The organism is Bradyrhizobium sp. USDA 3650, assembly GCF_054057395.1.
The window spans coordinates 2,406,621-2,432,689 of record NZ_JBSRZG010000001.1 but is presented as its reverse complement, the minus strand read 5'-3'; the positions used below and the strand labels follow the sequence as shown (position 1 = coordinate 2,432,689).

At 56.2% G+C, this 26,069-nt stretch carries 21 protein-coding genes and 2 pseudogenes; 13 read left to right on the top strand and 10 right to left on the bottom strand.

What is annotated here, in order from left to right:
* Positions 1–74: 74 nt before the first annotated feature.
* Complete coding sequence (locus tag ACVIN2_RS11470; protein WP_035973828.1) at positions 75–1,280, bottom strand: polysaccharide biosynthesis/export family protein; 1,206 nt, start codon at positions 1,278–1,280, stop codon at positions 75–77.
* A 185-nt stretch (positions 1,281–1,465) separates the two neighbouring features.
* Entirely contained in the window at positions 1,466–3,781 is a 2,316-nt protein-coding gene (locus ACVIN2_RS11465; protein ID WP_456765695.1) for a polysaccharide biosynthesis tyrosine autokinase, read from the bottom strand.
* 301 nt (positions 3,782–4,082) lie between these two features.
* Between ACVIN2_RS11465 and ACVIN2_RS11460 the strand changes: the two genes are divergently transcribed.
* Positions 4,083–4,328 (top strand): hypothetical protein, encoded by a 246-nt coding sequence (locus ACVIN2_RS11460; protein ID WP_007606836.1) that lies wholly within the window; start codon positions 4,083–4,085, stop codon positions 4,326–4,328.
* 202 nt (positions 4,329–4,530) lie between these two features.
* Here the strand turns inward: ACVIN2_RS11460 and asnB are convergent, their stop codons facing one another.
* On the bottom strand, positions 4,531–5,532 hold the full coding sequence (gene asnB / locus ACVIN2_RS11455) for an asparagine synthase B (protein ID WP_456765694.1): 1,002 nt from the start codon (positions 5,530–5,532) through the stop codon (positions 4,531–4,533).
* A gap of 22 nt (positions 5,533–5,554) precedes the next feature.
* Positions 5,555–6,280 carry a hypothetical protein gene (locus tag ACVIN2_RS11450; RefSeq protein WP_456765693.1) on the bottom strand — a complete coding sequence of 242 codons (726 nt, stop codon included), beginning with the start codon at positions 6,278–6,280 and terminating at the stop codon, positions 5,555–5,557.
* A gap of 677 nt (positions 6,281–6,957) precedes the next feature.
* Here ACVIN2_RS11450 and ACVIN2_RS11445 point away from each other — a divergent pair.
* On the top strand, positions 6,958–8,109 hold the full coding sequence (locus ACVIN2_RS11445) for an acyl-CoA dehydrogenase family protein (RefSeq protein ID WP_007606838.1): 1,152 nt from the start codon (positions 6,958–6,960) through the stop codon (positions 8,107–8,109).
* Positions 8,110–8,261: 152 nt separating this feature from the next.
* On the opposite strand, the gene ACVIN2_RS11440 is transcribed toward ACVIN2_RS11445, so the two are convergent.
* On the bottom strand, positions 8,262–9,185 hold the full coding sequence (locus ACVIN2_RS11440; protein WP_007606839.1) for a thioesterase domain-containing protein: 924 nt from the start codon (positions 9,183–9,185) through the stop codon (positions 8,262–8,264).
* The gene (locus ACVIN2_RS11435) at positions 9,185–11,119 is read right to left on the bottom strand and encodes a non-ribosomal peptide synthetase (RefSeq protein ID WP_007606840.1); all 1,935 of its coding nucleotides are present in this window, start codon (positions 11,117–11,119) and stop codon (positions 9,185–9,187) included. The genes ACVIN2_RS11440 and ACVIN2_RS11435 overlap by 1 nt, the downstream gene beginning before the upstream one ends.
* A 382-nt stretch (positions 11,120–11,501) precedes the next feature.
* Between ACVIN2_RS11435 and ACVIN2_RS11430 the strand changes: the two genes are divergently transcribed.
* The 3 genes from ACVIN2_RS11430 to ACVIN2_RS11420 all read left to right on the top strand — a co-directional run bounded on the left by ACVIN2_RS11430 (position 11,502) and on the right by ACVIN2_RS11420 (position 13,847).
* The gene (locus ACVIN2_RS11430; RefSeq protein WP_035973829.1) at positions 11,502–12,326 is read left to right on the top strand and encodes a hypothetical protein; all 825 of its coding nucleotides are present in this window, start codon (positions 11,502–11,504) and stop codon (positions 12,324–12,326) included.
* Between the two features lie 4 nt (positions 12,327–12,330).
* Positions 12,331–12,777 (top strand): hypothetical protein, encoded by a 447-nt coding sequence (locus ACVIN2_RS11425; RefSeq protein ID WP_035973830.1) that lies wholly within the window; start codon positions 12,331–12,333, stop codon positions 12,775–12,777.
* Between the two features lie 164 nt (positions 12,778–12,941).
* Positions 12,942–13,847 carry a polysaccharide deacetylase family protein gene (locus ACVIN2_RS11420; protein ID WP_456765692.1) on the top strand — a complete coding sequence of 302 codons (906 nt, stop codon included), beginning with the start codon at positions 12,942–12,944 and terminating at the stop codon, positions 13,845–13,847.
* 58 nt (positions 13,848–13,905) lie between these two features.
* Here the strand turns inward: ACVIN2_RS11420 and ACVIN2_RS11415 are convergent, their stop codons facing one another.
* Positions 13,906–14,943, bottom strand: a complete 1,038-nt coding sequence (locus ACVIN2_RS11415; protein WP_456765691.1) for a glycosyltransferase family 2 protein — start codon at positions 14,941–14,943, stop codon at positions 13,906–13,908.
* Positions 14,944–15,402: 459 nt separating this feature from the next.
* Between ACVIN2_RS11415 and ACVIN2_RS11410 the strand changes: the two genes are divergently transcribed.
* A complete protein-coding gene (locus tag ACVIN2_RS11410) occupies positions 15,403–16,545 on the top strand; it encodes a hypothetical protein (protein ID WP_007606845.1) in 1,143 nt (380 codons plus the stop codon).
* Between the two features lie 19 nt (positions 16,546–16,564).
* Here the strand turns inward: ACVIN2_RS11410 and ACVIN2_RS11405 are convergent.
* From ACVIN2_RS11405 to ACVIN2_RS11395, 3 genes and pseudogenes are all read right to left on the bottom strand, one after another.
* Positions 16,565–16,704, bottom strand: a pseudogene (locus ACVIN2_RS11405) (IS481 family transposase); the annotation flags it as partial.
* Positions 16,705–16,875: pseudogene (locus ACVIN2_RS11400) on the bottom strand (IS481 family transposase); the annotation flags it as partial.
* 54 nt (positions 16,876–16,929) lie between these two features.
* Complete coding sequence (locus tag ACVIN2_RS11395) at positions 16,930–17,892, bottom strand: glycosyltransferase (RefSeq protein WP_456765690.1); 963 nt, start codon at positions 17,890–17,892, stop codon at positions 16,930–16,932.
* Positions 17,893–18,031: 139 nt separating this feature from the next.
* Here ACVIN2_RS11395 and ACVIN2_RS11390 point away from each other — a divergent pair, with 139 nt between their 5' ends.
* The 7 genes from ACVIN2_RS11390 (at position 18,032) to ACVIN2_RS11360 (ending at position 25,864) form a co-directional block, all read left to right on the top strand.
* Positions 18,032–18,799, top strand: coding sequence for a WecB/TagA/CpsF family glycosyltransferase (locus ACVIN2_RS11390; protein ID WP_456765689.1), 768 nt, complete (start codon positions 18,032–18,034; stop codon positions 18,797–18,799).
* A gap of 13 nt (positions 18,800–18,812) precedes the next feature.
* Positions 18,813–19,931, top strand: a complete 1,119-nt coding sequence (wecB, locus tag ACVIN2_RS11385) for a non-hydrolyzing UDP-N-acetylglucosamine 2-epimerase (protein ID WP_007606848.1) — start codon at positions 18,813–18,815, stop codon at positions 19,929–19,931.
* Positions 19,924–21,201: a UDP-N-acetyl-D-mannosamine dehydrogenase gene (wecC, locus tag ACVIN2_RS11380; protein WP_007606849.1), complete on the top strand. Its 1,278-nt coding sequence runs from the start codon at positions 19,924–19,926 to the stop codon at positions 21,199–21,201. Before wecB ends, wecC begins: the two co-directional genes overlap by 8 nt.
* A 48-nt stretch (positions 21,202–21,249) precedes the next feature.
* Positions 21,250–22,707: an oligosaccharide flippase family protein gene (locus tag ACVIN2_RS11375; RefSeq protein ID WP_007606850.1), complete on the top strand. Its 1,458-nt coding sequence runs from the start codon at positions 21,250–21,252 to the stop codon at positions 22,705–22,707.
* Between the two features lie 86 nt (positions 22,708–22,793).
* Positions 22,794–23,909: an acyltransferase family protein gene (locus tag ACVIN2_RS11370; RefSeq protein WP_456765688.1), complete on the top strand. Its 1,116-nt coding sequence runs from the start codon at positions 22,794–22,796 to the stop codon at positions 23,907–23,909.
* Between the two features lie 31 nt (positions 23,910–23,940).
* Positions 23,941–24,603 (top strand): class I SAM-dependent methyltransferase, encoded by a 663-nt coding sequence (locus tag ACVIN2_RS11365; protein WP_007606852.1) that lies wholly within the window; start codon positions 23,941–23,943, stop codon positions 24,601–24,603.
* A gap of 223 nt (positions 24,604–24,826) precedes the next feature.
* Positions 24,827–25,864, top strand: coding sequence for a hypothetical protein (locus tag ACVIN2_RS11360; RefSeq protein WP_456765687.1), 1,038 nt, complete (start codon positions 24,827–24,829; stop codon positions 25,862–25,864).
* The last annotated feature ends 205 nt before the right edge of the window (positions 25,865–26,069 follow it).

Here is a 26,069-nt window from a genome sequence, read left to right as displayed (position 1 = left end):
CTGCGATCAATGTCGCAGGGAAAGGGCCTCGTGGCTGTGCTCGATGAGATCCGTCGCCATCACAATGGCCAACTTCAGTGAATCGGTGTGGGCGTTGTGATGACCGTTGCCGAGCCAGTACCCTGAATGGTGTTCCTGAGGATAAGTCCGTTCGTCGCGTAGGTGATGGGGTCGTTCGCGGTAGCCATGATGGTCCGCAGGAAAGTCAGGAATTTCGTCGTCTCAACCGACGCGGCGTTCGATGTGTAAATCACGTCCTTGTTCCTCATTTCGAAATTTTGTGCGAGGAAATACCCCGACGGATCGCGAAGATTGACATTATAAACGATAGGTATGATTGGGCCGGCAAACTTCGTACAATCCACGCCAAGTCGCGCCGCAACTTCGCGCGTTTCGCCTCTATACAAAAACACCCAGCTTGGATCGGCGAGGGAGTCGTTAAGGCCGCCCTGCTTGCCGACAGCTTCCGCGAGCGAAAGTCTCCACGCGTCAAACTTGTAGAGGCCCTGACCGGCAGAGGCCGATGCGCCAGCAGCACCCACCGCGACGAATGTCTGTGGCTGGCCGAACACATAGATCACGTCGCTCGGGAGCACGTAGATGTTGTTCGTGGGTTCGTACAAGAGAGCGCCAAAAGGCACGCTGGCGCGATGACCCGATCGCTCAAGCGAGACCCACATATCGTAGCCTTGAGTGCCTGGACCGCCGGCTCTCGCAATTGCGTCAAGGATGCGTTCACCCGAAGGGCTTGCAGGGAAGCGGCCAGCTGTGCGCACATCCCCCAGAACGCTGATAAGTGATGTGTTTTGCTGGGCGACTGAGACCACCACCTGCGGTTCAAGCGCACGTGCCTTGAGCTTGCCGACAATGTCCGCTTGAACCTCGGTAGGCGAGCGGCCTTTTGCCCGCACCTCTCCGGCGTACGGAACAGCGATGTTCCCGTTCTCGTCGACCGCCTGATTGGGGACTGTCACAAAGTTTCCAGCCCGCACGCCATTCTCGGACGTGAACAGCCCACCGGCCGCGGCCTCGAAAATAGTCACGCTGACGATATCACCGATGCCGAAGCGAAATGCCTTCGGCGGCGACCGGTCGGCAAATGCCGTCGACAACCTCGGTATATATTGACCGAGCGTCTGAACGACTTCGGGGGTGACCTTTACAAGCGCGTAAGGAACGCTAACTGGCTGTCCGCCCTCTGATTTGTTGAGTACATCGACCCCCTGCGGTCCAGTCGTCGGCACGATCGAACACCCGGCGCAAAACAGCACTAGGAGCATGGCAGTTCGTTTCACCGTCATTTGCGCAATGGTAAACAGGAGATCCCCCGCACGCTCGTCGGAAAGTCAGCGCTGGGGAGAATGCCATTTTGTATGGAATCTGGACAGGCCGTCGTGACAGCCCCAGCAACTCGGTGCGAGAATGTTGCCAAAATGCAACAAACGCAAAGCGCGCAAAAATAGTGTTAAGCGTCGGTAAGACCGTAGTGCACGTAGTGGTCGTCGCTATAGTAGTCGCTTCTGTGGGAATCGTACTGGAGCATCGCCCGAATGTCTGTCTTGTTAAGAACGACGCCAATCAGGTTCTCATAGACATTTGGTGCCGTGTGCAGGGCGTGTTGCACCACATCGATTTTGGTTTTCCCCCACTCGACGACAAGCATAAAGCAGTCGACCAGCGTCGCCGTGGCGCGGACGTCGACGATGGGCGTCAGAGGGGGCAGGTCGACAATCACATAGTCATAGGTGGTTCGTAAGCGAGCGAACAACTTGCGCATGTGTTCGGTTGCCAGAAGCTCGCTGCTATGAAGCAGCGGCCGAATCTTAACCACCGGCAAAAAGGCCAAATTCGTCTTTGGCTCCTGCCAGATCGCCTCTTCCAAAGAGCATTTTTCGAAAATGACCTCAAGCAAACCGACGCTCGCATCCGGCGCGAGGGCCTTTGATAGAGACGGGTTTCTGAGATCACAGTCGACGAGGATTACGCTCTTTCCCCCCTGTCCGATCAGTTGGGCAAGAGACGCCGCGATCGTCGACTTGCCCTCATGGGGCAGTGAAGACGTTATGCCAATGACCTTGTTTGTCGTTTGCGTCGGATTGAGGTCAATGCCCAATTTGATTGAGCGAATCGATTCCGCAAACCGCGACAGCGGCATATTCATCACGGCCCAATGCAAAGGCGAATGCGTGGAAACCGTCCTCCTGCCGGTTTCCCGATCCGGCAGTAGGCTGGCTTTCAGTTTCCGAAGCCTGGCCGCTTGCAGAAGTGGAACGACGGAAAGGCAGGGGAGGCGCAGAGCTGCCTCGAGCTGATCCGGCGTCCGGAACACCCGGTCCATCGTTTCTCTGAGCAAGCCCAGTCCAACGCCAAGACCAAGACCTCCGAACAAGGCGATCGCAAGTATGATTGTCGTCTTGGGCTTGCTTTTGCTCTGAGGAATGGAGGCGGGATAGATGACCCTGGCATCCGAAATAGGGAAGGATTCTTGCTGCGCCGATCCCATATATCGCTGCAGGAACGTGTCGTAGAGCGTTCGATAGCCTTTGGCTCGGCTTTCGAGCTCCCGCAGAGTGACTTCCGCCGAATTCGTCGCCCGTGACACCGAAACGGCCTCTGACAACTGCTTTTCGAGATCTTGCTGGCGTTGCTTGGAAACCTCGTAGTCGCTCCGGCTCGTTTCTGCCAGGCGGCGGACTTCGTCGAGTACGGACGCTCGAATTTCGCGCATTCGAGCGCGCAGGTTGACGACACTGAGGTGGTCCTTGCCGAACCGCGCCGACCATTCGCTTTCCCGCCTGACCAGCTCGAGGTATTGTTGGCGCAGACTGTTGATAATAGGGCTCGCCAGCGCATCCGATCCAGAGGCGTCGAGTGTGCCGATTGACTCCCCCTTAGAGGGATTCTCCTTGAGAATACTTTCATAGCGGTTTAGGCGCGCGAGCAATTCCGCCGTTTGAGCCCGGGCCGCTACGATGCGGCTATTCACCTGAGTGACTTGCTGCTCGTCGATAGGTTTTCCTTCCGTCGAGAAAATGTTGTTTTGAGATCTGTAGGCGTTGACCGCGCGCTCAGCGGTTTCAGCCTGATCTCCCAGCGCCTTTATTCTTTGTTGCAGCCAGAGAGTTGCCGTTCGATTGGCCTCGAATTTTGCATTGAGCTGATCTGCGATGTACGCGTCGGCAATTGCGTTGGCGATCTGGGCCGCACGCGCCGCATCATTCCAGCTGAAAGTCAGTTCGATCACGTTGCTCAAGTTCACGCGCGCTGCTGTAAGCCGCTCTTGGAACGCCGTCATAACGTCGCCAGCCAGTCGCGCCTGTGACTCGCTTTCATCGGGGCCTGGTGTGCCACCAAACCACTTGCGAAGGCGGCGTCCCATTAATGTCAATGGAGAGTCCGTGTTCCTCGTCAGGTCGGCCGTGAGGTCGAGTTTGTCGATGACATCGCTTGCGATAGCCTTGGATCTGAGAATTTGCAGCTGGGTTTCTATTTCCCTCGGGTCAAAGGACGGTTCGGCAACGGCAGACTGTTGCTGAATGAACTGCGCCTTTTGATTTCCCAACAGGATGCGCGCTTGAGCTGTGTAAGTTGGTGGCGTGATGCGAAGGTAGATCAGGCCAGCAGCCAGGGCGAGGACCGCGCCAAAAATTACGATGGCGTACTGACGACGCAAAAATCCACGTGCCAAATTCACCAGCGGACCGATTCCGGTCGCGCCCCCCGGCGGCGGGCCGTCGGCATTGCCGAGCGCAGTCCTCGATCTGTCGGTGTTCTGCAGCATCCGGTCTTTCCCGCGTTCCGTGACAGGCCGGCCAAGACACCCGCAAGTTTAAAGCTTGCGCGAAATCCGGACAGGCCCGTTCCAACCATATCGATAAGTTAGTGCACGTCAAAATTTAAATCGACGAGAGGCGAAATTAATCGTGAATCAAGTGGTCGGATTATGAAAAACTGGAACCCTAAGTCACGGATTGCATTTGATAATAAATGCGATCAAATGCCGCGGTGTGTTTAATTTTCAGGTGTCGGATGTATATTTGTGTTAGAAGATCAGAATTATAACAGGTGACGGGAAGCTGAACATGTCCGCAATTTTGAAGATTGTCTTAGTTCTGTTAGCCGTGTCGGGTACCGCAACCAGCGGCTATGTTTTCTACAACGCTGCTCTTTCGTCTAACGACTGGGTCTACGGCGGAAGATCTCCCACCAATTGGGCCAATGGTGGGGTGCATGGCGCTCCGGGGCCCATCGCCGGTGCGGGTATTCCGCTCGCGGCCGCGGCATACGGCGTTTATTGGCTGATGAAGCGACGTCGCAAGCAGGACTGAGCAACCAAAGTCGCTCGGTACTCGAACGCGAACGGTTCATTGGAATCAGCACGATCATCGCTGTTTAGCCCTTGACGAAAGGGAGACCGAAGGCAGATGCATTCGGTTTCCCCATTTCGACATTGCCGATCCTTTAGCGGTCTCCTAAGCCACTCTCGTCGAGCCTCCGGGCGGTAATTTTGCCGCGACGCTCCAGGGACAATCAGACCGACTCTGTTGCCTGAAGGTGCACGCTCCGCACAGCCCTTCCTGAAGGATCATCCATTTTCGCAAATTCCTGCGACCAGCGAAATGCGGTGGGCGTCGAACAAGCGATCGACGGGCCTACCGGAACCGTGAGGCAGGCGGTCGGATTTTGGAAAATGCGATCGAAGATGGTCCTGTACAGATAGCCCTCCTTCGAAGTTGGCGTCTGGTTCGGAAATGTCCGCTCCACGATTGACATCATTTCATCAGTGACCTTGCTGTTCGCGTAGTCCTTCAGGGAATCGATCCAGCCATAGCCGACACCGTCCGAAAACTGCTCCTTTTGACGCCACAGAATCTCATCGGGTAGAAGGTCGGGAAAGGCTTCTCGCAAAATGCTTTTTTCGATTTTTTTTCCCGGGCACATCTTGTCCGCGGGGTCTATTGACATGGCGTAGTCCAGAAATTCCTTGTCCAGAAATGGTACGCGCGTCTCGAGCCCCCAGGCGGCTGTGGCCTTGTTAGCGCGACAGCAGTCGTATTTGCTCAAGGCGAACAGCTTTCGAACAGTCTCTTCGTGAAATTCTTGTGCATTCGGGGCCATGTGAAAATACAGATATCCGCCGAACACTTCATCCGCGCCTTCTCCCGAAAGCACCATCTTGATGCCCATCGACCGTATCTTGCGCGCCATCAGATACATGGGCGTTGCCGCTCGAATTGACGTAACGTCAAACGTCTCGAGATGACGGATGACATCCGCCACTGCATCAAGCCCTTCTTGGATCGTGAAGACAATCTCGTGGTGAACCGTTCCGATGTGCTCGGCCACCTTACGCGCGAAGCGCATATCCGGAGCGCCTTCAAGCCCCACGGAAAAGGAGTGAAGGCGAGGCCACCAAGCTTCCTCGGTATCGCCTGATTCTATTCGTTTGAACCGGTGTTGCGCGGCGATGGCGGCGATGAGAGACGAATCCAGGCCGCCGGATATCAAAACGCCGTAGGGAACGTCGCACATGAGTTGCTGCTTGACCGCAGTCTCAAGTGCCGTCCGGAGTTTCTGAAGCGAAACCTTTTCCGTCGGGCGCTTGGTGCTCCCAGGATGGATTGTACCATTTGACGAAAGTCCTGTCCCGCCCAGTATAGTAATGGCCTGGCGGAAATTCCTGGATCGTTTCGCAGGTGGCGTCCAGAGCCTTCATCTCGCTCGCGACGTAGGTTGCGCCGGCACGATCCCACCCGATGTAAAGCGGAATGATGCCGATGTGGTCTCGCGCGACAAAAAAGTCACGCTTCTTTTCATCGAACAAAGCAAACGCAAAAATCCCGCTGAGCATATTGCACACGGCGGGGCCATATTCGTCATAAAGATAGAGGATGACCTCGCAGTCGGATTTCGTTTTCCAGGCGTGATGTTGCTTCAGCTTCTCTCGAAGCGAAACATGGTTGTAGATCTCGCCATTTACGGCCAGCGCCCGACCCGCCATTTCGTCTATCAGGGGTTGGGCCCCGTGCTCCACATCGACGATTGAAAGTCGCTCATGAGCAAGCACTGCGCCTTCATTCGAGTAGACGCCGCTCCAATCTGGTCCGCGATGTCTGATCATCTTGGACATTTCCAAAGCGCGGTTACGCGCCGTTTCGAGTGGTTCCTTGAACTCGAAAATGCCAACAAAGCCGCACAATGCAATTACTCCACTATGGAAAATGCCTGCCGTGGTGGTGTAAAATTCACTATCAGCCGTAAGCAGGAAACGGCGGGTCATATTAAATCGGGTTTATTTTATTATATATAAAACAAAAATTTGCAATATGATTTATTATTTTGCTTTGCGTTAGGCGTTAAAGTCATTGGCCATTCGGAGCACTTCGATACGGGTCGCTGCGACGGGGGCGGACCGCTTTTACTGCTCGCTCCGAGCGAATAGGGGCGCACTACCAGTTTCGTTAATGACAATCCTGGCGCCGAGCCCCTTTTTGCCAAGTCGGTCGATCTGGGATTCTGTCCCGGCCTCGCAGGAGACCGAAAGATAGGGGTTCGGGTTGACCAAACCGGCGGTCTACCGAATGCCGTTGCCGTCGGTTGGAGGTCGGACGGCCGCACTCACGCGACGGACGTGCTCGGCACAATGCAATCGTCTGTCTTGCTTGAAGACGCATGCCTGTCACGGAACGCAAGTGGGTCGAGGTTGACCGAATGTGTCGATCGGAATGATCGCAATGCGTGATTTGGCAAAGGGCCATGCGATTACGTCGGGCCAGTCTTAAATCCCCGATCAGGAGGCAAGCCATCGTCCCGCCACGCGGCGTCTTGCTCCGAATTGGCTCTCTCTGTTGTTACTATCTGCCTTGACCGATTCAAGAAATGGCGCCTGCGCCCCTTGCCAAACGCTTGGCCGATGCTGCATCGTTGGTGTGCACGATCCGAATGTGAGTTGAGATGATGATGCCGACACGTCCTGAATCGCCTTGGATGAGCGATGAGACAAGGATCTTTCAGAACTCGGTTCGACAGTTTATCGAAGCGGAGCTTGTCCCAAACCATGCGCGTTGGTCCGAACGTGGCTTCCCCGACGCTTCGGCTTGGCTCAAGGCAGGTCAGGTTGGATTGTTACTTCCGGACGTACCTGAGAAGTATGGAGGGGGAGGTGGGACCTTCGCCTATGAGGCCGTTATCATCGAACAGCTTGCTCGGAGCGGTGTCCACTTCGGCTTCAACATTCAGAGCATAGTTGCACATTATATCCTCGCCTATGGAAACGAAGAGCAGAAACTTCGATGGCTGCCGCGAATGGCCGCTGGCGAACTTGTTGGTGCGGTCGGATTGACGGAACCCAGTTCGGGATCGGATCTCCAGAGCACCAGAACCACAGCGCAAAGAGATGGCGATCATTATGTGATCAATGGATCAAAGACGTTCATCACAAACGGCTGGCAGGCCGGTCTTGTTTGTCTCGCGGTCCGGACTGATCCCAGAGTGTCCGGGCCGAGAGCCCTCTCACTGCTTGTGATTGAGACCAAAGATCTCCCGGGATATCGGGTAGGCGAGCCACTCGAGAAGGTCGGTCGGCACGCTCAAGACACTTGTGAATTGTTTTTCGACGAAGTGCGTGTTCCCGTCGGTAACCTGCTTGGCCCGAGCGAGGGGCGCGGCCTGTTTCAAATGATGGATCAGTTTCGATACGAGCGGCTGTCGATCGGACTGAGCGCGGTCGCGGCAGCGGAGCGCGCCATCGAAATCACCACCGCATACGTAAAGGAACGTAAGGCATTCGGCAAACCTCTGCTGGACCTGCAGAACACGCGCTTCAAGCTCGCCGAATGCAGGACCGAGGCGCATGTCGGTCGGGTGTTCGTGGATAATTGCATCCAGCAGTTTATCAATGGTCAGTTCGATACCGTTACCGCGGCCATGGCCAAATACTGGCTCACTGATAGCCAGTGTCGGATCATAGACGAGTGCGTGCAGTTGCACGGCGGCTACGGCTACATGCAGGAATCCGCAATTGCGCGCTTGTGGACCGACAGCCGGGTCCAGCGCATATACGGAGGTGCGAACGAGGTGTTAAAGGAAGTGATCGGCTCCTCGCTTTGAGCCAAATCGGGCCGTTCGACGCGGGTGGCATCCAGGCTGCCATCACAATCGTCTTGACCTGGTGCTGCCGTTGCCAAATTCTTGCAGTGCGCCCGGAATGGGGATCGGCCGGGACCTTGGCGGCTTCTCGCCGCCAAGCGCGTATCGGAGCCTCAGGCGCCGATCTGGTTTAGCCGCTCTTGCATTGCGCCGGCGAGGACGCCGACGTGCTCGCCGATCAATAGATCATTGACCTCAAACTTCTCAAGATGGTGTTCGCTGACCGAACGAGCAAACGGCTTCCAAAGGTGTGCGCGATGCCACCAGTCGGCTGTAATGAAGAGGTCGACATGGCCGTCATAAACCCGCGGCGTATAGTTGTGGACCGCCGCGACTGTTGCATTCTCTACCCGGCTTCTGGCGGCGAGATTGCTGGCTCCCACGAGTTCCACGCCCTTCTGTCGTTCGAGCCTCAATTGAAGGCGGCGTTTGAACGCGCTCGGGGTCAGCACTTTCAGGTAGCTGGAAAGGCGTACGAGCAACAGCGATGTTGGATTGAACATCGTCGGATACGCACTGCCTATGAGCGCAAGCAGGGCCACTTTCTGTCCCATTGCTGTGAGCTGTTGCGCGACCTCGAAGGCTAAAGCTCCGCCTGCACAGTGCCCTGCAATCAGATAGGGGCCTTCCGGACGGTACTTGCGGATTTGCTGGACTTCATAACGTGCGAGATCTTGGACCGTTGAGAGCGGCTCACTGCCATCGAGACCAGGCGGTTGAATGCCGACCATCGGCTGCTCCGCGTGCAGGTGTCGCGCTAACGGAAGCATACAAAAGATGTCGCCGCCGTGGCCAGAAACTGCAAATATCGGAGGCCTCGATCCATCTGGCTTGATAGGCACGATCGAGGTTCGTTCGATATTCCGGGCTTCGGCTTGCCGGAGAATTGTCATGATCGATTGCTTGCGGCTGGCAAGCGCCTGCTTTAGCTCATCATCCAACGCCCCTACCGGGGCGCTGCACTTCAATTGCGTATCCTCGATCCACAGGCGGACGTCGCGGGCGCGAAGCGTCGAAAGGAGGGCTGCATCATCCATCACAGATTGAACTCTTCACGAGCGCCTGGAGAAGTACTGGTGCTCTGGTTGGTGATCACGAGCATATCGATCGCCTCCGAAAGTCCGGCGATCGTCGGTCGCTCGAACAGAACAGCAATCTCGAGGTTGATATTGAAGAGCGCGCGCAGTCTCGCAACAAGACCGACGGCAGTCATAGACTGCCCGCCAAGATCAAAGAAATCATCCTGAATGCCGATCCCTTCCGTCCGCAACAGCTCGTGCCAGACAGCGGCAATGGCCTTTTGAGTCTCGGTTCGTGGGGGGCCGCCCTCGCCCCTGCTGGCAGCAAGAGGCGCGGGGAGAGCCTTTCGGTCGACCTTCCCGTTCTGGGTGAGCGGGAGGGCTTCGAGCAGCATGAATTGCGAAGGGACCATGTATTCGGGCAGGCGGGTTCCCAACGATTCCTTTAGCTCGTTCATGTCCAGCGCACCGTAACGGGGGACGATGTATCCCACGAGCTGACGGTTTCCTGGCTCGTCCTCGCGAGCAATCACGGCGCACGCTTGCACGTTGGGTTCGGCCGCGAGATTGGCTTCGATCTCACCGAGCTCGATGCGGTAGCCGCGAATTTTCACCTGATCATCCGCTCGGCCGAGATACTCCAGGATGCCGTCGTTGCGAAAACGAGCCAGGTCTCCGCTTCGATAGAGGCGCGCGTCTGTTTCAGTGCTGAATGGGTCCGACAGGAATCGTTCCGCGGTCAATTCGGCCCGGTTCAAGTAACCGAGGCCAACGCCAGTCCCACCGATAAACAGCTCGCCCGCCACTCCGGGCGCGACCGGCTTCATGTTCTCCTCCAGAACGTAGAGCTGTGTATTGGCGATTGGACGTCCGATGCAGACAGAGCCGCTTGTCGGATCACCAATTTGAACCTCGTGCACGCAGCAGCCGACGACTGTTTCGGTCGGACCGTACTCGTTGAACAAACGCGTCGCAGGCGCATGTTCGCGCCAGAGGCGGAGAGTTTCGGCAACGAGGTTTTCCCCGCCGATCACAAATGCGCTGGCTGCATCTGCGGCCTGCTCGGGCGCGATTTGTGCGTTAAGCAACTCGAGATGCGCGGGCGTGATCTTGACGAGACCTCGCTTTCCGGGGGCTTTGAGGGCTGCCATGAGCCCTTGAGCGCCAACATCCTCTGGCAAAAGTTCAACGGTCCCGCCGCCCAAAAGGGTGGTGTAGAGACTTGTAACCGTCAAATCGAACGATATCGATGTGTGAACCGGTACGGCAAACCCTGCAGCCACGGGGTAAGTCTTGATCGCCCACCACAGGTAATTGACCAGGCCCCGATGCACGATCATCGCCCCCTTCGGCCTGCCCGTCGAGCCGGACGTGTACATGACGTAGGCCAGATTTGAGGGGATCGTTGCCGACGGGGGATTAGCCTTGGACTCGCCGCTCAAGATTGGCGAATCGACATCCAGGCAGATGACCTTGTCTACAGGCGTCGTTAAGAGCGACAGGCACCCTTGTTGCGTTAGAAGGACGAGCGGGTTCGCGTCCTCGATCATGAAGGACAACCGCTCCTTAGGATAGGCCGGATCAAGGGGAACGTATGCTCCGCCTGCTTTCCAAACGGCCAACAAGGCCACGATCAGTTCGGGAGAGCGCTCGAAGCAAACACCCACCAGAGTGTTGGGACCAACCCCACGCTTGCGGAGATAGTGAGCGACACTGTTGGCTCGCTCGTTTAGATCGCTATAGCTTAAGCGGCGCTCTCCGAATGTAAGCGCAATTGCGTCCGGCGTGCGCTCGACCTGAGCCTCGAACAATTCTTGCGCGCAAACTTGCGGAAAATCAGCCTGAGTGTCGTTCCACGCGCGCAGTTGCGCTCGCTCCTTGTCGGACAAGGTGCCCCAAATGTCGGAGCGATATTCCTTCGATGGATTTGGCAACGCTTCTATCAATGACACAAATCGCCTCCCGGTAGTTCGCAACCGTACAAACTGTTTGCCCGCGTAAAAAGCTTCCCAGCTGTGCCCGCGTCCCGGAAACGCGTCCGCCAGGTCCCTAAATAATCATAGAGCGTTTCCAAATTTAATTAAATAGCATTGCTATGGTAAATTATTTCAAGGGGGAAAAGAGCAATAAAATCAGTATGGAGAAGCGCTGCATGAGCGTCACGCTTTTTTGTCGCTATTTAATTTTATTGTTTTGAAGTGGGTCTTTCAGCTATTCTGGAAGTCGGACTTGGTCCGCAACCGGCACTCGGAAGCAAGATGAGTTTCCTTGGCCGCGGGGCGCGCCTGGAATTTGAAGTCCAGGAGCAGGTCATCGAGCGAAATGGCTGAAGATATGACCGCCATCTTGAAATATTGCCCGACCCGCGGCGAGCTCTATGCGGGGGTATTCATAATCGGTTGCATCAACGGCTTGGCCGCGAAAGCCATTTCGTCGGTGCATCGGATCGGATGGCAGGATGCCGTTTTGGGCACGTTCGATGTGAGCGCCGTGGTTATCGCGGCATGCTTTGCAGGAATTTCGCTGGTCCTGTCCGACAGAACTGAGCTGGCGCGTGCCGTCGACGTTGCCCTTGCGGCCATTCTCTTGCTGGTCATCGCACTTCCCATTGGCGCGGCTAGTTGGATCGCTGTTGCCATGCTGAGCATCTACGTGTTGTCGACCCAGCAGGTATCCGAACCATTGCGTCGCGGGGCAGTCATTCTCCTGGCCACGACGGTTCCTATGCTGTGGAGCCGCCTCATCTTTGATATGTTCGCAAAATATGTGCTGGCAATCGATGCGTGGCTTGTCGGATGGATGCTGGGAACGGATCGGCACGCCAATATGGTCGAGTTTGCTGATCACTCGGGAACACTCGCGATCTTCCCGTCGTGTTCGTCGCTCGCAAATGTATCGCTCGGCCTGCTGTGTTGGATCGCGATCAGCGAAATGACAGGCCACAGAAGGCGCCCGCAAGACATCCTCTGGTGCGGACTTGTATGCGCATGCGTCATCGCAGTGAACGTCCTTCGTATGAGCCTCATGGGGCTGAGCTACGCGCATTACGCGATGCTTCACAGCCCGCTATCCGAGTTGGCTGTGAACGTCATTATTCTGATCCTCGTCGCTGCAATCAGCATGCTAGGCGTTAGACGTGACATATTCTCCCGCGCTTAAGTGGATGCTCATCGTTTTGATCCCGCTGACGATCGGGTGGAAATTGATGTTGAAGCCGGAAGATCCGGTCGAGATACAAAATGCGATTGCTGTGTTTCTGGCCGAGCAGAAGTTTGAAGTCGTCGTCAGCGACGAGAACCTCGAATACATGCATATCGTGGATGCAAGATCACCCTCGTGCCATTTGCGGGTAGCCAGGGTCTCGCCGCTTGGCCACGAGGCGGATCTCATTCGCAGGTTGAACGAGCTGAACGGTCGTACGTATTTTGTGTTCAGAAGAGTGGTCTACTCGGACCAACCAGTCTACCTGACGGTTGTCAACTATATCTGGTTCAGGTTTCTTCGCGAACTCGGCTTCGTGTCCCGGGTTCCCCCCGTCCTCGCTGTCGTTGCCTCTTGTGAGACGGACCAATTGCCATGGAGCATGCTGCGTTCGCTCGAGCCGACCTGAGGTATGAGCGTCAGATGCCTCGGTTTGACGGCCCCTCCGGCGCGCGCGGCTGAAGAGTGTTAAAGCTTACTTCCAGGACAATTGACCTCCCTTATTTTTTGACTCGGAGCCTAATTCCAGGCGGTTGGAGCAATCTTTTTACTGATCTCATGATATGGAGTAGCATGAACTTTCATCAATTTCTTAAGTGCCGCACGATGAGAGCGATAGAATTTCGCCGGTACGTGAAGATCCTGATCAGCCTGAGTTATTATGCTGGTCGCACGATCTTGCGTTTCATCTTGGGGCGGTCGTCCGCGCAGCGCCTTACCGTACTTTACTACCACGGTATCTCGGCTGAAGACCGGCCAGCGTTCGAGCGTCAGATTGATGCTCTTCACCGCAGAGCCCAGGTGGTGCCGGCCTCACACCGCGGCCCCCTCCCTGAAGGCAAGAAATGCGTTGCAATCACGTTCGACGACGCGTTCGTCAGCGTCGCCCAAAATGCCCTTCCCAAGCTTGCTGAGTATGCGTTCCACTCCACCATATTCGTACCCGTGGGCTGGCTTGGGCGCGCGCCGGGATGGGTTATGAACGAGATCGAAGGCGCAATCGGCACCGGCGGAAGTTCGGAGGCCCAGGAGGTGGTTATGTCCCGCGAGCAATTGCAGGCTCTTAGTGCCTCGCTGGTCTCGCTCGGGTCACATACGATAAGCCATCCGTTAATGCCATCTCTCGGTCGGAAGCAGCTGCGGGAGGAGCTTGAGGACTCGAAAGTTCGATTGATGCAATTGAACAGGGGACCAATTCTCGATTTCTCATTTCCCTACGGAGAGTATGACGTTGGTATGCTCGCCGATTGTAGGGCGGCCGGCTATGAAACGGTGTACTCAATATCTTCGCAAGAGATCGATACAACGGCTCCTGATATGTTGCGTGGACGGACAAAGGTGGATCCGTCCGATGGCCCGCTGGAGTTCTTTTTGAAGTTCAACGGCGCCTATCAGTGGACGAGATTGACAACCCCACTCAAGCGGTTCTTGGGATCAATGCAGGGTGGGGGGGCGCGCGACCAAGTCACGTCCCGATGAATGGGGCGCCGAAACCCGTGTCCCTCTCATATCGCTGCAGCGAACGTGGCGAACGTATTCACTTATCGTGAAACTGCGGCTGGCCTGTTTCGCCTCGTATCCCCGCGAACAAACCTCTCGCAGCCGCTTCGAAGTTTCTTGGCGAGCGCGCGACGAGATACATCATCGCGTGGATGCAACCAAACAATCCTGCTAGCAAAACGTAGCGGGGCCAGTGCATCCGGACGAAAGTGAGATTATTGCGGCTTTCAAGGTAGACCGAAAGGTAGGATCTTTGTGCTCGACGACGGGCCGATCCGATTGTCGTGCCCCCTTTGTGCGGTACAATCGAGTCCGGCGCGTATCCAAGACCGTGCTTTTTTGCTCGCTTTGACCAATCGGCGTCCTCGTAGAATAGGAAGAAGCGTTCATCCATGGGGCCAATGTCCTCGAGGCAGCGCCTCGTAACATACATCGATCCACCGGCGATGCAGTCGAGATCAGCCTCTATCGACTTGAGGTCCACAGGAGTGTTGATGGGCTCTCCGAGGCCGATCAGCGCGAGATCTGCTCGAAACTTGCGCCATCGATGACCGGCGCGGCAATGAACATACGTGCTGTGGACATCAGGCACGATAGTGCTGCCGACCATCCCCTTGTTGCCAGCCGAAGAGCGATCCACCAGAGCTTTTAAAGCGTCCGGTTCGGGTTCCGAGTCCGGATTGAGCACCCATACTCCATCCCACTCTGGATTTGGCAACACGCGATGAATCCAGACGTTGGTGCCTCCGGCGTACCCCAAGTTTTGCGTTGCGCAGCCAACCCACACACGGGAGCTGCGCCCCTTGAGCGCAAACCGGGCGATCTCGATCTGTCGGGAAGGAACGGCCGGCGGTGCTTCCGGGGGCGGATCCGAGCCTCTGGTGCAGGGCCCTCCCGGCCCGATCAGTGTGTCGCACAGCAGAACGAACGCTTCATCTCCGCCGTTCTCGCAAATGAAGACGTCAAAGTGCGGTTCATCCGTCGAGCGCGACAGCGCGGCGAGGCAAGCCCGTACGTCTTCGGGGTTGCGGAAGCCTACAATGATGATCGCAATGCGGTGCTGATCCAGGGCCATTTACCTTCACTCAAAGAATCCTATCGAGAACAGATTGATGCGTTAGAGCCAATGCAAGCCGATGCCAGGAACGCCGGATGGGAGACATCTGGGCGTCTGGATCATCGGCATTAGAGAGATATTTCACCGAACTGCAACTCCTGTTCCGACTCTTTGCGGCGTCCCGCGCAGGGGGTGAACTGGCTTTGTAGGACCGCGCCGTGCCGTGAACAATCTTTGCGTCGCGCTTGCTTGAAGTGCTGGTAAACGTACGTTCGGGACTTGCCCCCTCGCCCACAGCATGACCAACCGGCTCCTGTGGGCATCGCGCCAGAACGGCGGGGCGCCGATACGAGCCTGAGCAATTGCGATGTATCAGTAAAATGCCTCGCTTGATTTGCCTTTTCGGATAAGTCGGCTAAATAATCGATGTGCAAGAGGTCGACGCAATCAATATCGTTAATTTTTAGCGGGTCCATTATGAATGTCCGAGATGCTTTGACACCGGCAAATTCTCCGCTGGTGGATTATGCCCTGAAAGGTCTGGATCGATGCTGGCTCGGCGAAAGCGGTCGCTGGTCTCATATCTATCATTTGGACGGGCGCAGCGAGCCAAATGAATCGGTTCCTCAAAGCGATGTATTCTATACTCTCAATGTGCTCCTTGGGATGACGCGAGTACCATCAGTCCCCGCTCACGTTAACCTGCGCGAGATCTTCTTGCGCAATGCGCGACAGTTGAAGGCGCTCCCCGTTTCCAAATACGCGTTAGGCGTGGCACTCTGGACTTCAGCGGAGCTAGGCGTGGCGTTGCCCGACGATATTCTTCGCCATATTGAAGGGCTCGTTGCCGACCGGAACCAGTGGCGGTCCTTTCGTGCGCAAGATCTTGGCATGATCATCGCCGGTGTGGTGGCGCAAGCGAAGATCGATAGAAAGTGGACGTCGAGGGCTGCTGAGCTGGTTCAATTTTTGCGTGATCGATACCATTCGCCATCAGGTCTATTTTTCGACGCGGCTCAGGGACCAAGGCGTCGGTTTGCGTCTTTTGCGACCCAAACTTATCTGCTTCTTGCTTGCTACACTTATGGCGAGCTGACAAATGACAGCCGGCTCATAGAGATCGCCAACGCGACCACCCGAAAGCTGATCGGCCTTCAGGGCCCAGCTGGCGAATGGCCGTGGTTCTTCGATGCAGCAAGCGGAAGGGTGCTCGACTTCTACGAGGTGTACTCGGTTCACCAATACGGTATGGCTCCGGCGTTTCTTGAAATGGCCGAGCAACACGGCGTACAAGAGGCGCGCGATGCGATCTGCAAGGGATTTCGGTGGGTCCTGGGCCAAAACCAGCTCTCCAAGTCGATGCTTGTGCCCGACTTGCACTTGAGCATCCGCTCGCAAGTTCGACGAGGGGAACTGAAATCAAAGGGGCCGAGAGTCATGCGTTCGATTAGCAATGCGTTACTCCAGCACGACGCCTCGCTGATTGATCCTTCAGAAATTGAACTTCGCCTCGAGTGTCGAAGCTATGAGCTTGGTTGGATTCTCTGGTCGTTTGGAAGTCGTTCTGACCTGCCGGAATTGACACATCATGCAGCTTTCACACGGGCTAACCAGACCTAATATGCCTGTCGTTCTAGGACTAGGTGTTCAGTTCCGAGGTCAAGTGGATGGGATCGAGCCGAAAGCGGTCTGGCTCGTTACCCAAGCTGTACAGATGGCCTCGTAGGGTGTGAGGCCGCGTAGTGTCTTCAGCCGCTTGGCGAGGTTGTAGCCGTCGATCTTCGGACCCATCGGCGCATCGTGAACAAAGGTCCGCTTGCGCCACTTGGAGACTGTTTTCTGATTAAGGGCGTGCCGGGCGGCTAGATCTTTGAGCGGAGCTTTCGATAGCTGTATTGCCGCTCGGTTGGCGTGCGTGGTCGTGGCGCTGCCGTGAAGTATCTGTCCCATAACTCCTCCCGGAATGAGGGATCAGCTTGGCTGGTTTCCCCCACGACCAGACACCTAGCCATGGTGGGGCTTGCGATTCCATTCGACCTCTCTGCGCGAAATCAGGAGGTGGAGCATCTTGTACGCCCGGTATGCCCGCACGATTACCAGCACCAGTAGAGCCTTCGCCTTCGCCATTACACCGTCGACGCGGTCGCTGGCAAAAATCTTGACCCAATCGAGGGCGGGGGAGAGCAGTACGGCTGCAGCTCGCAACAGCCATAAAGCTTGCCATTTTGCTGTGTGTCTTCCGGCGTTTACCGCGTGCTGGATATGCCGATCCCATTTGACAAGCAGTTCGTGCAGAGTTTCTCGGGCCGGATGAAAGACAATCATACCGGAAACGTAGTTGAACGTGTACCCGGCAGAACAGGCGCGTTGTCCCCAGTCGATATCTTCGGCGATATCAATTCCACGAAACGGGCCGATCCGCCCAAAATCCGATCTTCTGACGACCAAATTGCCGGTGCCGCAAAACCCGTGCTGCTCGATGTAGAGCTTGAAGCGGTACGCGAACACGCTTTCATACGCTTCGAGAGCGGTAATCGGCAGATTTGGCTCTCGCCATATCCTCACGTCGCCGCCTAAAATTGTTTGCGCTGGCGCCCGGTCCAAGGTTTCGAAGGCGCACCCGAGCCAATCCTTGTGCGCGCGGCAATCAGCATCAATGAAAGCAAGTATCTCGCCGCTGGCGGCGTCAACCCCCCTATTGCGAGCCGGTCCGGGACCGGGTTTGGCTTCTTGTAGAAGAAGAGTTCCCGGATATCGCTCGATGACCTGCCAAGGAAGCGAGGCGGAGCCGTTATCGACGACGATGATTTCGAATGAGGTTCGATCCAGGCTTTGCGCACTCAGGCTTGCAAGACATGCCGCCAGTTGGTCAGGCTGGTTGAGGTGAGGAATGATGACGGAGATAGAGGGTTTAGGGGGCTTCATCGTCTGCTTTCTCCGGGCACCATCCAAAACGTGGGCATTCAAGGCCTGCTATCAATTTTAACCGAAAAATTATTATCGCTGTTGACAAGATAATAATATAATTAAATAAATGAGCACGGATTATTATTGAAATCAGTTGGTGCGCCAACGGCGCGTTTTTTAATCGATTTAGGAGCCTAGCATGCGGGCAGATCTGCTGGGATGTTCCGTCGACATTTTAACCATGACCGAAACCGTCGAGCGAGTGCAGGAGGCAATGCGCGAACGGCGGCGCCTCCATCATGTCGCGTTGAACGTCGCAAAATTCGTAAATATGCGTTCGGATAACATCCTCCGTTCAGACGTGCTGGGCAGCGACCTGATCGGCATCGACGGCATGGGCATCGTCCTCGCGCTCCGGATGCTCGGGGTTCCGGTCCAGGAGCGTGTCACCGGCATCGATCTATGCTGGCAGGTGCTCTCGGTTTGCGCGCGCGACGGGTTCCGGCCATTCCTGCTGGGTGCGACCCCTGATGTCTTGCATCGTGCTGCCGGTGTCATTGAGAAGCAGTTTCCGTCGCTCCAGATCGCCGGCTCGAGGGATGGCTACTTCCGTACCGATCAAGAGGAAGAGGTCGTCCAGCAGATTATCGACAGCAAGGCCGACTGTCTGTTCATCGCTATGCCGACGCCACGCAAGGAGCGGTTTCTTTCCGCACATAAGGACCGGCTCTCTGTGCCGTTTATTATGGGCGTTGGGGGCTCGCTCGACGTCATCGCGGGACATGTGCGGCGAGCCCCGCCTCTCATGCAGTCAATGGGACTTGAATGGCTCTATCGGGTCTATCAGGAGCCGCGTCGAATGTGGTGGCGATACACCAAGACCAACGTCATGTTCGCGGCAATACTGGTTCGCGCCTTCCTCAGCCAGCAAAGCATTGGCCCTGGTCGACTGTCTCGTTCTGGTTGAGGAGGCGTCGCGCGTGACGAAGCGAATATTTGTCTTGTTTGGGACGCGGCCTGAAGCCATCAAACTCTTTCCCGTCGTAAAGGAGCTTCAGGCCCTCGACGCGATTGATGTGACGGTGTGCGTGACGGCCCAGCATCGCGAGATGCTGGACCAGGTGTTGCGCCTCGTGAAGATCGTTCCCGACATCGACCTCGATCTGATGAAGAAAAATCAGACCTTGGACGAGTTGAGCAGCAGGATCTTGCTTTCCGTTGGCGAAGCGCTCGACCGGGTCCGCCCCGATCGGGTGGTCGTGCAGGGGGATACGGCCACCGCAATGATGGGTTCCCTGGCGGCCTACTATCGGCGCATTCCCGTTGCGCATGTCGAAGCGGGTCTTCGCAGCGGTAACATTTATGCTCCTTGGCCCGAAGAGGTGAACCGAAAGATCATCGGAACGATCGCGGATCAGCATTTCGCCCCGACTAGGCTCGCTGCCGACGTGTTGCTAAAGGAGAATATTCCTGCGGACAGGATCCACGTTACGGGCAATACGATTGTCGATGCGCTGGTGGCGACCAAGGCATTCGTCGAGGCCGATCCGCAGCTGTCGCGACGTTGGGATGATCTCAAAAAGCGGCGAGGCAGCCGACGTATCGTTCTCGTGACCACGCACCGGCGCGAGAATTTTGGCCAGGGGATGGATTGCATCGCTGATGCTCTTGAGCGAATTCTCGAGCGAGAAGACGTGATGCTGATTCTGCCCATGCATCTCAACCCGAATGTTCGAAATGTTCTGCAGGGCCGATTGTCGGGGCATCCACGCGCCGAAATCATCGAGCCGCAGGAGTACGCCGACTTTGTCGGTCTGCTTTCCATGGCTCATATCGTGTTGACAGACTCCGGTGGTATCCAGGAGGAGGCCCCCTCGCTCGGAAAACCGGTCCTCGTCATGCGCGATACTACGGAGCGCCCAGAGGGTGTGCTGGCCGGGACCGCCCGGCTCGTCGGGACCAGCCGCGACCGGATTGTCGCCGAGACATTCTCACTACTTGATGATCCGTCCCACTATTCGGAAATGTCGCGTGCGCATAATCCGTTCGGGGATGGTCACGCCAGCACGCGAATTGTGAAGGTAATGCTAAATGGCTGAGTTTCAGAATATTGTCGTGGTCGGGTTGGGATATATCGGTTTGCCCACGGCCGCTGTCATTGCCAGCCGTGGCATGCAGGTCGTGGGTGTCGACGTCAACGAGCGTGTGGTCAAGACCGTCGCCTCGGGTTCGATCCACATCGCAGAGCCCGACCTGGAAGGTCTCGTTCAAAAGGTTGTGACGGCGGGATCTCTAAGGGTTGCAAAAGATCCGCCAAACGCAGACGTCTTCATGATCGCGGTCCCCACACCCATCGACGAGGAAAAGCGAGCAGACCTCAAAAGCGTGATGAGCGCTGTGGAGAGTATTGCCGGAGTTATACGCCCTGGCAATCTGGTGATTCTGGAATCAACCGTGCCGATCGGGACAACCGAAGCCGTTGCAAAGCGGATCACCGATCTTCGGCCCGACCTGAAAATCGGTTTGGCCGATGGGGACGAACAGGCAATCTCGGTGGCCTATTGCCCGGAGCGCGTCTTGCCCGGACGAATCCTAACCGAACTGGTCCACAATGATCGATGCATTGGAGGCGTGACGCCTCATTGCGCCCGAAGAGCGCAGCGGTTCTACAAAACGTTCGTGAGAGGTGCGTGCGTTCCGACCAGTGCCCGTGCCGCAGAAATGGTCAAACTGACTGAAAATGCGTTCCGCGATACGAATATTGCGTTTGCAAACGAGCTCTCCCTGATCTGTGATCGTTACAAAATTAATGTTTGGGAGGTCATCGATCTCGCCAATCGCCATCCCCGCGTTAATGTCCTGCGCCCCGGTCCTGGAGTGGGCGGGCACTGCATCGCGATCGATCCCTGGTTCATCGTCGACTCGGCGCCCGATCTCGCGCGCCTCATTAAGACGAGCCGTGAAGTCAATGATTCAAAGATCTCATGGACCGTGGAGCGAGCCATGGCCCTGATCGAGGAGCATCCTTACGCGAACGTGGCGTGTTGCGGCTTGGCATTCAAGGCGAACGTAGACGATCTCAGGGAAAGCCCGGCCCTGGAAGTGGCGCATCAGCTCGCCGAGCGTTATGGAGGTCGCGTGAAAATCGTCGAACCGAATATTCGCGAACTGCCCGCGAGTATTTCCAAGCACGGTGCCACCCTGACCGACCTCAATGAAGCCATCAAGACGTGCGATGTAGCGATCGTCCTGGTCGATCACGACGATTTCAAGCTCGTTCCTCTCGCTGAGCGCCGCCACCTCGCAGTTATCGATATGCGCGGGATTTGGCAGGATATGCCCGATAGGAGCTCGGGTGCGTCTCGGTGAAACGAAGCGTTCACCGCGCACCGAATCGCAGGGTATGGAAAGACGCGCGTGACATTGCTTAGGACGTGGACGGAACGTGTCTTCGTCGGTGGCCTGGCGCCGCTAGTCGTGTTCGGCTCGCGGTTTGTCGGCAATATTATCCTATCGAGATTGCTTGCGCCGGACGAGTTCGGGACGGCGATTGCGATTGGCGTCGTCTTGAGTCTTGGCGGCCTTGCGACCGACGTTGCGCTGGACCGTTTCGTCATGATCAATGGATCGGCGCGAGCGCTGGCGACGGCACACCTGTTGTCGTTAACCAATGGCGTCTTGCTTACAATCTTGCTCGTGGTCTGTTCGCCATTATCCGCTCGGCTGTTCGGGGTGCCCGATTTCTCATCGAGTTTTGCCTGGGCAGCCTGCATCTCGATGATTGGGTCGTTTGGTCACTTGAGTACCAAACAAATTCAGCGGACCTATAATTATGGCCCGGACACCATTGCCCAAGTCGTGGCCAACCTCACCTCGGTTGTCGTTCTACTTTTCGCTGCGGCAACGCTGCGCAATCATTGGGCGATCATCGTAAGCATGGCGTTCCAATGGACGGTTTATGTTGGCCTGTCTCATGCGCTTGCGCGTTCTCCATACCGGGTTCGCTTTAACAAGACCAAGCTACGACAAGCTCTCGCGTTCGGACTCCCTCTGACGCTCAATGGGATTGGTCTCGCCATCATGTCCCAACTCGACCGCGTCCTGGTCGGATATTGGTTCGGTGTGAGGGAGCTAGGCACATACGCTGTCATGTTCAGTATGAGCGTGATTCCGACGCACTTGATCGTGAACGTTCTCGGCGGGCCTGGGTTTTCATTTCTGCTCGCCGATAATGCTAATGTGGCACTCCGGCAGGAACGCTATCGCGTCTTACAAGGCGTCTATTCAGTTATAACAAGTCTTTACGCGCTCTGGATGGTGCTAACTCTCGACGGAATTATCCCGCTCATATACGGGAAGTCCTTTGCGATCAGCGCGCTGGCTCATGTCCTCTTCGTGCTGATCGCTTGCCTGAGACTTCAGCGCTCGGGCGCACCAACTTCACTTCTCTTGGCGGGTGGCCGTACGAAGCAGCTCGCGGTCTTGAACTTGTCGTCTGGCTTCGGATTGCTTTTCGCGGCAGGCTGCATAGCTATTTGGCCGCGTCTGGAGTCCATGCTCGTGGGCATAGCAATCGGGGAGTTCATCTCTTTCTTGGTCTTCTTTGCATCACTGGGCGACAAGCAGTCTCGCCGAGGGCCGGCGGTGGTCATGCGGGACGTGATATCAGCCATCTTTGTGCCAGCCACGCTTGCCGCTTTTCTTGCGCTTGAACCGGATCCGACGTGGCCGGCGCGCGGAATGCTCTTTCTGCTGGGGCTCGGACTTATTGGTTCGCAAGTGTGGTTCGAATTGCACACCAACCGCAGTCTTCGCGGGGCGCTTTCTAACGCCATTGGCGACTGGCTCGTGCGGCGCCGGTCTGTTCAAACATAGAGGATCGGCGTTGGATTAAGCATTCGAATCCCTAATCTTTGCGGATGATCGGTACTCCGCGTAAGGTACCATGAGGCCATCAATCGATGTTGTTGCAGTCAAGCGTCACCGAAGGCAGGGACAACAGCTTCAACGTTCTGAGAATGATCGCCGCCGGTGCGGTCTTGATCTCGCACGCCTATCCGCTCTCGTTCGGTCCCGGGACGTCGGAGCCTCTTGAGACAGCCCTTCGAATGACGTTGGGCACGCTCGCTGTACTGACGTTCTTTGCTATTTCCGGATATTTTATTTCCCTGAGCTTCCACAATCGGCGAAGTTTCGTACACTTCGCGACCGCGAGGGCATTGCGAATTTACCCGGGTCTGCTTTGCGTGCTGGTACTCACCGCGCTTATACTCGGTCCAGCAACCACCAAGATTGGATTAGCCCGGTATCTGTCGGATCAAGAGACGTTCCTGTACATACCGAGAAATCTTGCTCTCTGGCCGCTGCAATTCGGTTTGCCCGGCGTATTCGTAGAGAATCCGTATCCCGTAGCGATCAACGGGTCGCTTTGGACGCTTGTCTACGAGGTGCTTTGCTACATCATGCTCACGGTCGTGGGTCTCGCGGGCCTCACCTCCAATTGGCGTCGCTATGCGCTGTTTCTGGCCGTTTACGCCTTCTGGTATATTGCGAGCATCCCACTAATCCGGGAAGACTACCCGCACATCACAATCCTTCGAAATCTGCATCTGCTGTCCTTACCCTTCGTCGCGGGCATGACGATCTTCCAGTTTCGTGATCGAATGCAGTTGCGGCTTCTCATCGTCACTTTATTGGCGTTGGTGACGGCCATCTCCTACGGTCGACCGTGGTTTCACGAGTTGTTTGTCGTGTCGTGGTCGTACACCATTTTCTACATCGGCTTTCTGAAATGCCGACTATTGTTTGCATATAACCGACTAGGTGATTACTCCTACGGTATGTATATTTACGCTTTTCCCGTCGAGCAGATCATTGCGTCTCTTTACGTCAAGAGCACGCCGGTCATGATGGTCGCGATGTCCATGCCGATAACGGTAGTCCTGGCCGTTGTTTCCTGGCATTTCGTGGAGGAGAGAGCTCTCGCGCAAAAGGGGGCCGTGGCCGTTTGGCTGACGCGAGGCATCAACGCGACCTATGTGAGGCTCTCGCAGCAGAGGCAAATCGATGAGCATTAGTCCTGGTGCCCTCGTAAGGCGAGTTTGAAGCATGGATTACTATCACTTTGTTCGGCGTGAGATTGAACCGCTATTGCCACCTAATCCGACTAGGATACTCGAGGTGGGCGCGGGGGCGGGGGGCACGCTGAAGTGGCTAAAGGCCCAGTATCCAGGCGCAGAGACTACGGCGGTCGAACTAAATTCGGATCTGCGCGACGAGCTGACACAGAACGTGGATGTCGCACTTATCGGTCCGATTGAAGATGTCCTGCCCGCACTGAAAACTTACGATCTGATCTTGCTCCTTGACGTGCTCGAACATCTGACCGACTCGGTCGGAGTGCTTCGGAAGCTCTCGAGCCTTCTGGTCCCCGGAGGGCATATCATCGTTTCAGTGCCAAATATTGCGCATCTGAGTGTCTCGCTGCCACTCCTGCTGACGCGACGTTTCACCTATCAGGATTCCGGTATCCTCGACCGTACGCATCTCAGGTTCTTCGTCGAGAGTTCGGCGGTGAAGCTTCTCAACGATGCAAGTTTGACGGTGATCGCAGGTTTGATGTCCGGAATGCAAGGCCCGCGGGCGAGGTTGATGAATATGCTTTCCCTGGGCGGTTTGCAGCATCATTTGGCAAAGCAATACATCATGCTTGGTCAGCAAACCGCCGGTCAGATTTCGCAACCGCCGGTGGCTTGGAAGCCCGCAAGGTAAGGTCTGCGCTAGGCTTCGTTGTTTGATTTGCGTTTGATCGTTCGTTCTGCTCCGAGAAGCTATGGCAGCGTCTCTTTCACTAACGCTTGAGTTGCCACCTGCGATCTGGCAGAGAGCAACTCCGTCGGTCATCGGGTTATCGCTCTGGCCCGGTCAGGATAGCGAACATTGGCTTCGAAGGATCCCCGTTATGGACGGTTCGCGTATCATTAGACGAAGCGTCTTGACGGGTTTGATCAACCTGATCGCGGCACCTGCAATCGTGCGAGCTGCGACTGCCTTATCGTCGAATGAAACGGCTGTCCCATCGGTCGCGGATTCTGGCAGCCAGGATGCGCCGGCCGGGGTAGCGCAATATCCAACATATTTCACCAGCTTGAACGGAATTTCGCCGTATCCGGTCCGTCCACCCTGGCCCGTCGCCGGGGTGGATTATCGCGTGGGGGTAAGTGCTGGTGTCAAGTTGAAGGATCCGGCAAGCATCATGCCGAATGTAGCCTCTCGTTCGGGAACGAACCCGATCGTGCTGCGGCTCGAAGCTGACGACGTTGTCCTCGATGGTTACGATTTTACGATGGGAGGTTGGTGGCAAATTCGAAGCAACGGCCATGCCAATCTAACGATCTCGAACTCCAGGCTTCAAAACCTCTGTATCGACATAGATACCGGCCCGTTGACAGTTAAATATTGCGAGATCGACGGGCTGGGCTCGGCAGGGGAAACAGTCTTCGGTTGCCTGGCCTTTTTGCGAACCGGCGTAACGTCCTTCTGGAGGTATAACTGGTTACATAGTGCGCAGAATGATTTCATCGACTTGGCGACGTCCGATATCGATGCGCGCTTCAATCTATTCGACACCATGGGCTATGAAGCCGGCGCTCACGCCGATGCGATACAATTCGCGGGTGACGGCAGGGCCAACAACATAAAGATCCTATTCAACACCTACGTTCATATGGTTGCGACCAGAGCGAGTCCGAGCAGTTTCATCGACCTGGAGACGCAACTCGGGTCAGGCACGCAAGTGATGAATGGACCGGAAGTTGCGTACAATACCGCGTCGAATACAGCCGTCGGGGGACTTAGGGGGAGCACCTTTTTCCGGGTATCTCAGGTCAAAGGCACGATAGCGGACGCCTATGTCCACGATAACTTTGCGGATCTGACGAATATGATCGGGGTCATTTCGACGACCCCGTCGCCGGGCCAAGGGTACCGTAAGAGCGGCAACACCCTCTTGAGATCCGGACAACGCTTCTAGAGCGCCATAGAGTTGCCCACGCGTTGTACAAAGGCGCTGGGTTACGGCCTCACGATTGGCACTAATCTGCCAATCGGGCCGCCGGTTGCAAATCCTGCTGCCGAAACCCGGAGGCCGGGCTCCTGCAGTGGTTCTCTCGACGGGAGCGGGTAGGCGTCTCGACGGAAGTAACGTTACAGTTTCACCGCGGCAATGATCCCGAAGC

Bases quoted from the DNA above. Each gene is read 5' to 3' on its own strand.
- ACVIN2_RS11365 (WP_007606852.1), top strand. From the start codon at position 23,941: ATGGATTACTATCACTTTGTTCGGCGTGAGATTGAACCGCTATTGCCA.
- ACVIN2_RS11415 (WP_456765691.1), bottom strand. From the start codon at position 14,943: ATGGCCCTGGATCAGCACCGCATTGCGATCATCATTGTAGGCTTCCGC.
- ACVIN2_RS11430 (WP_035973829.1), top strand. From the start codon at position 11,502: ATGACCGCCATCTTGAAATATTGCCCGACCCGCGGCGAGCTCTATGCG.
- ACVIN2_RS11420 (WP_456765692.1), top strand. From the start codon at position 12,942: ATGAACTTTCATCAATTTCTTAAGTGCCGCACGATGAGAGCGATAGAA.
- ACVIN2_RS11425 (WP_035973830.1), top strand. From the start codon at position 12,331: ATGCTCATCGTTTTGATCCCGCTGACGATCGGGTGGAAATTGATGTTG.
- ACVIN2_RS11465 (WP_456765695.1), bottom strand. From the start codon at position 3,781: ATGCTGCAGAACACCGACAGATCGAGGACTGCGCTCGGCAATGCCGAC.
- ACVIN2_RS11410 (WP_007606845.1), top strand. From the start codon at position 15,403: ATGAATGTCCGAGATGCTTTGACACCGGCAAATTCTCCGCTGGTGGAT.
- ACVIN2_RS11445 (WP_007606838.1), top strand. From the start codon at position 6,958: ATGATGCCGACACGTCCTGAATCGCCTTGGATGAGCGATGAGACAAGG.
- asnB (WP_456765694.1), bottom strand. From the start codon at position 5,532: ATGTGCGACGTTCCCTACGGCGTTTTGATATCCGGCGGCCTGGATTCG.
- ACVIN2_RS11450 (WP_456765693.1), bottom strand. From the start codon at position 6,280: ATGACCCGCCGTTTCCTGCTTACGGCTGATAGTGAATTTTACACCACC.
- wecC (WP_007606849.1), top strand. From the start codon at position 19,924: ATGGCTGAGTTTCAGAATATTGTCGTGGTCGGGTTGGGATATATCGGT.
- ACVIN2_RS11470 (WP_035973828.1), bottom strand. From the start codon at position 1,280: ATGCTCCTAGTGCTGTTTTGCGCCGGGTGTTCGATCGTGCCGACGACT.
- ACVIN2_RS11370 (WP_456765688.1), top strand. From the start codon at position 22,794: ATGTTGTTGCAGTCAAGCGTCACCGAAGGCAGGGACAACAGCTTCAAC.
- ACVIN2_RS11390 (WP_456765689.1), top strand. From the start codon at position 18,032: ATGCGGGCAGATCTGCTGGGATGTTCCGTCGACATTTTAACCATGACC.
- ACVIN2_RS11440 (WP_007606839.1), bottom strand. From the start codon at position 9,185: ATGGATGATGCAGCCCTCCTTTCGACGCTTCGCGCCCGCGACGTCCGC.
- ACVIN2_RS11460 (WP_007606836.1), top strand. From the start codon at position 4,083: ATGTCCGCAATTTTGAAGATTGTCTTAGTTCTGTTAGCCGTGTCGGGT.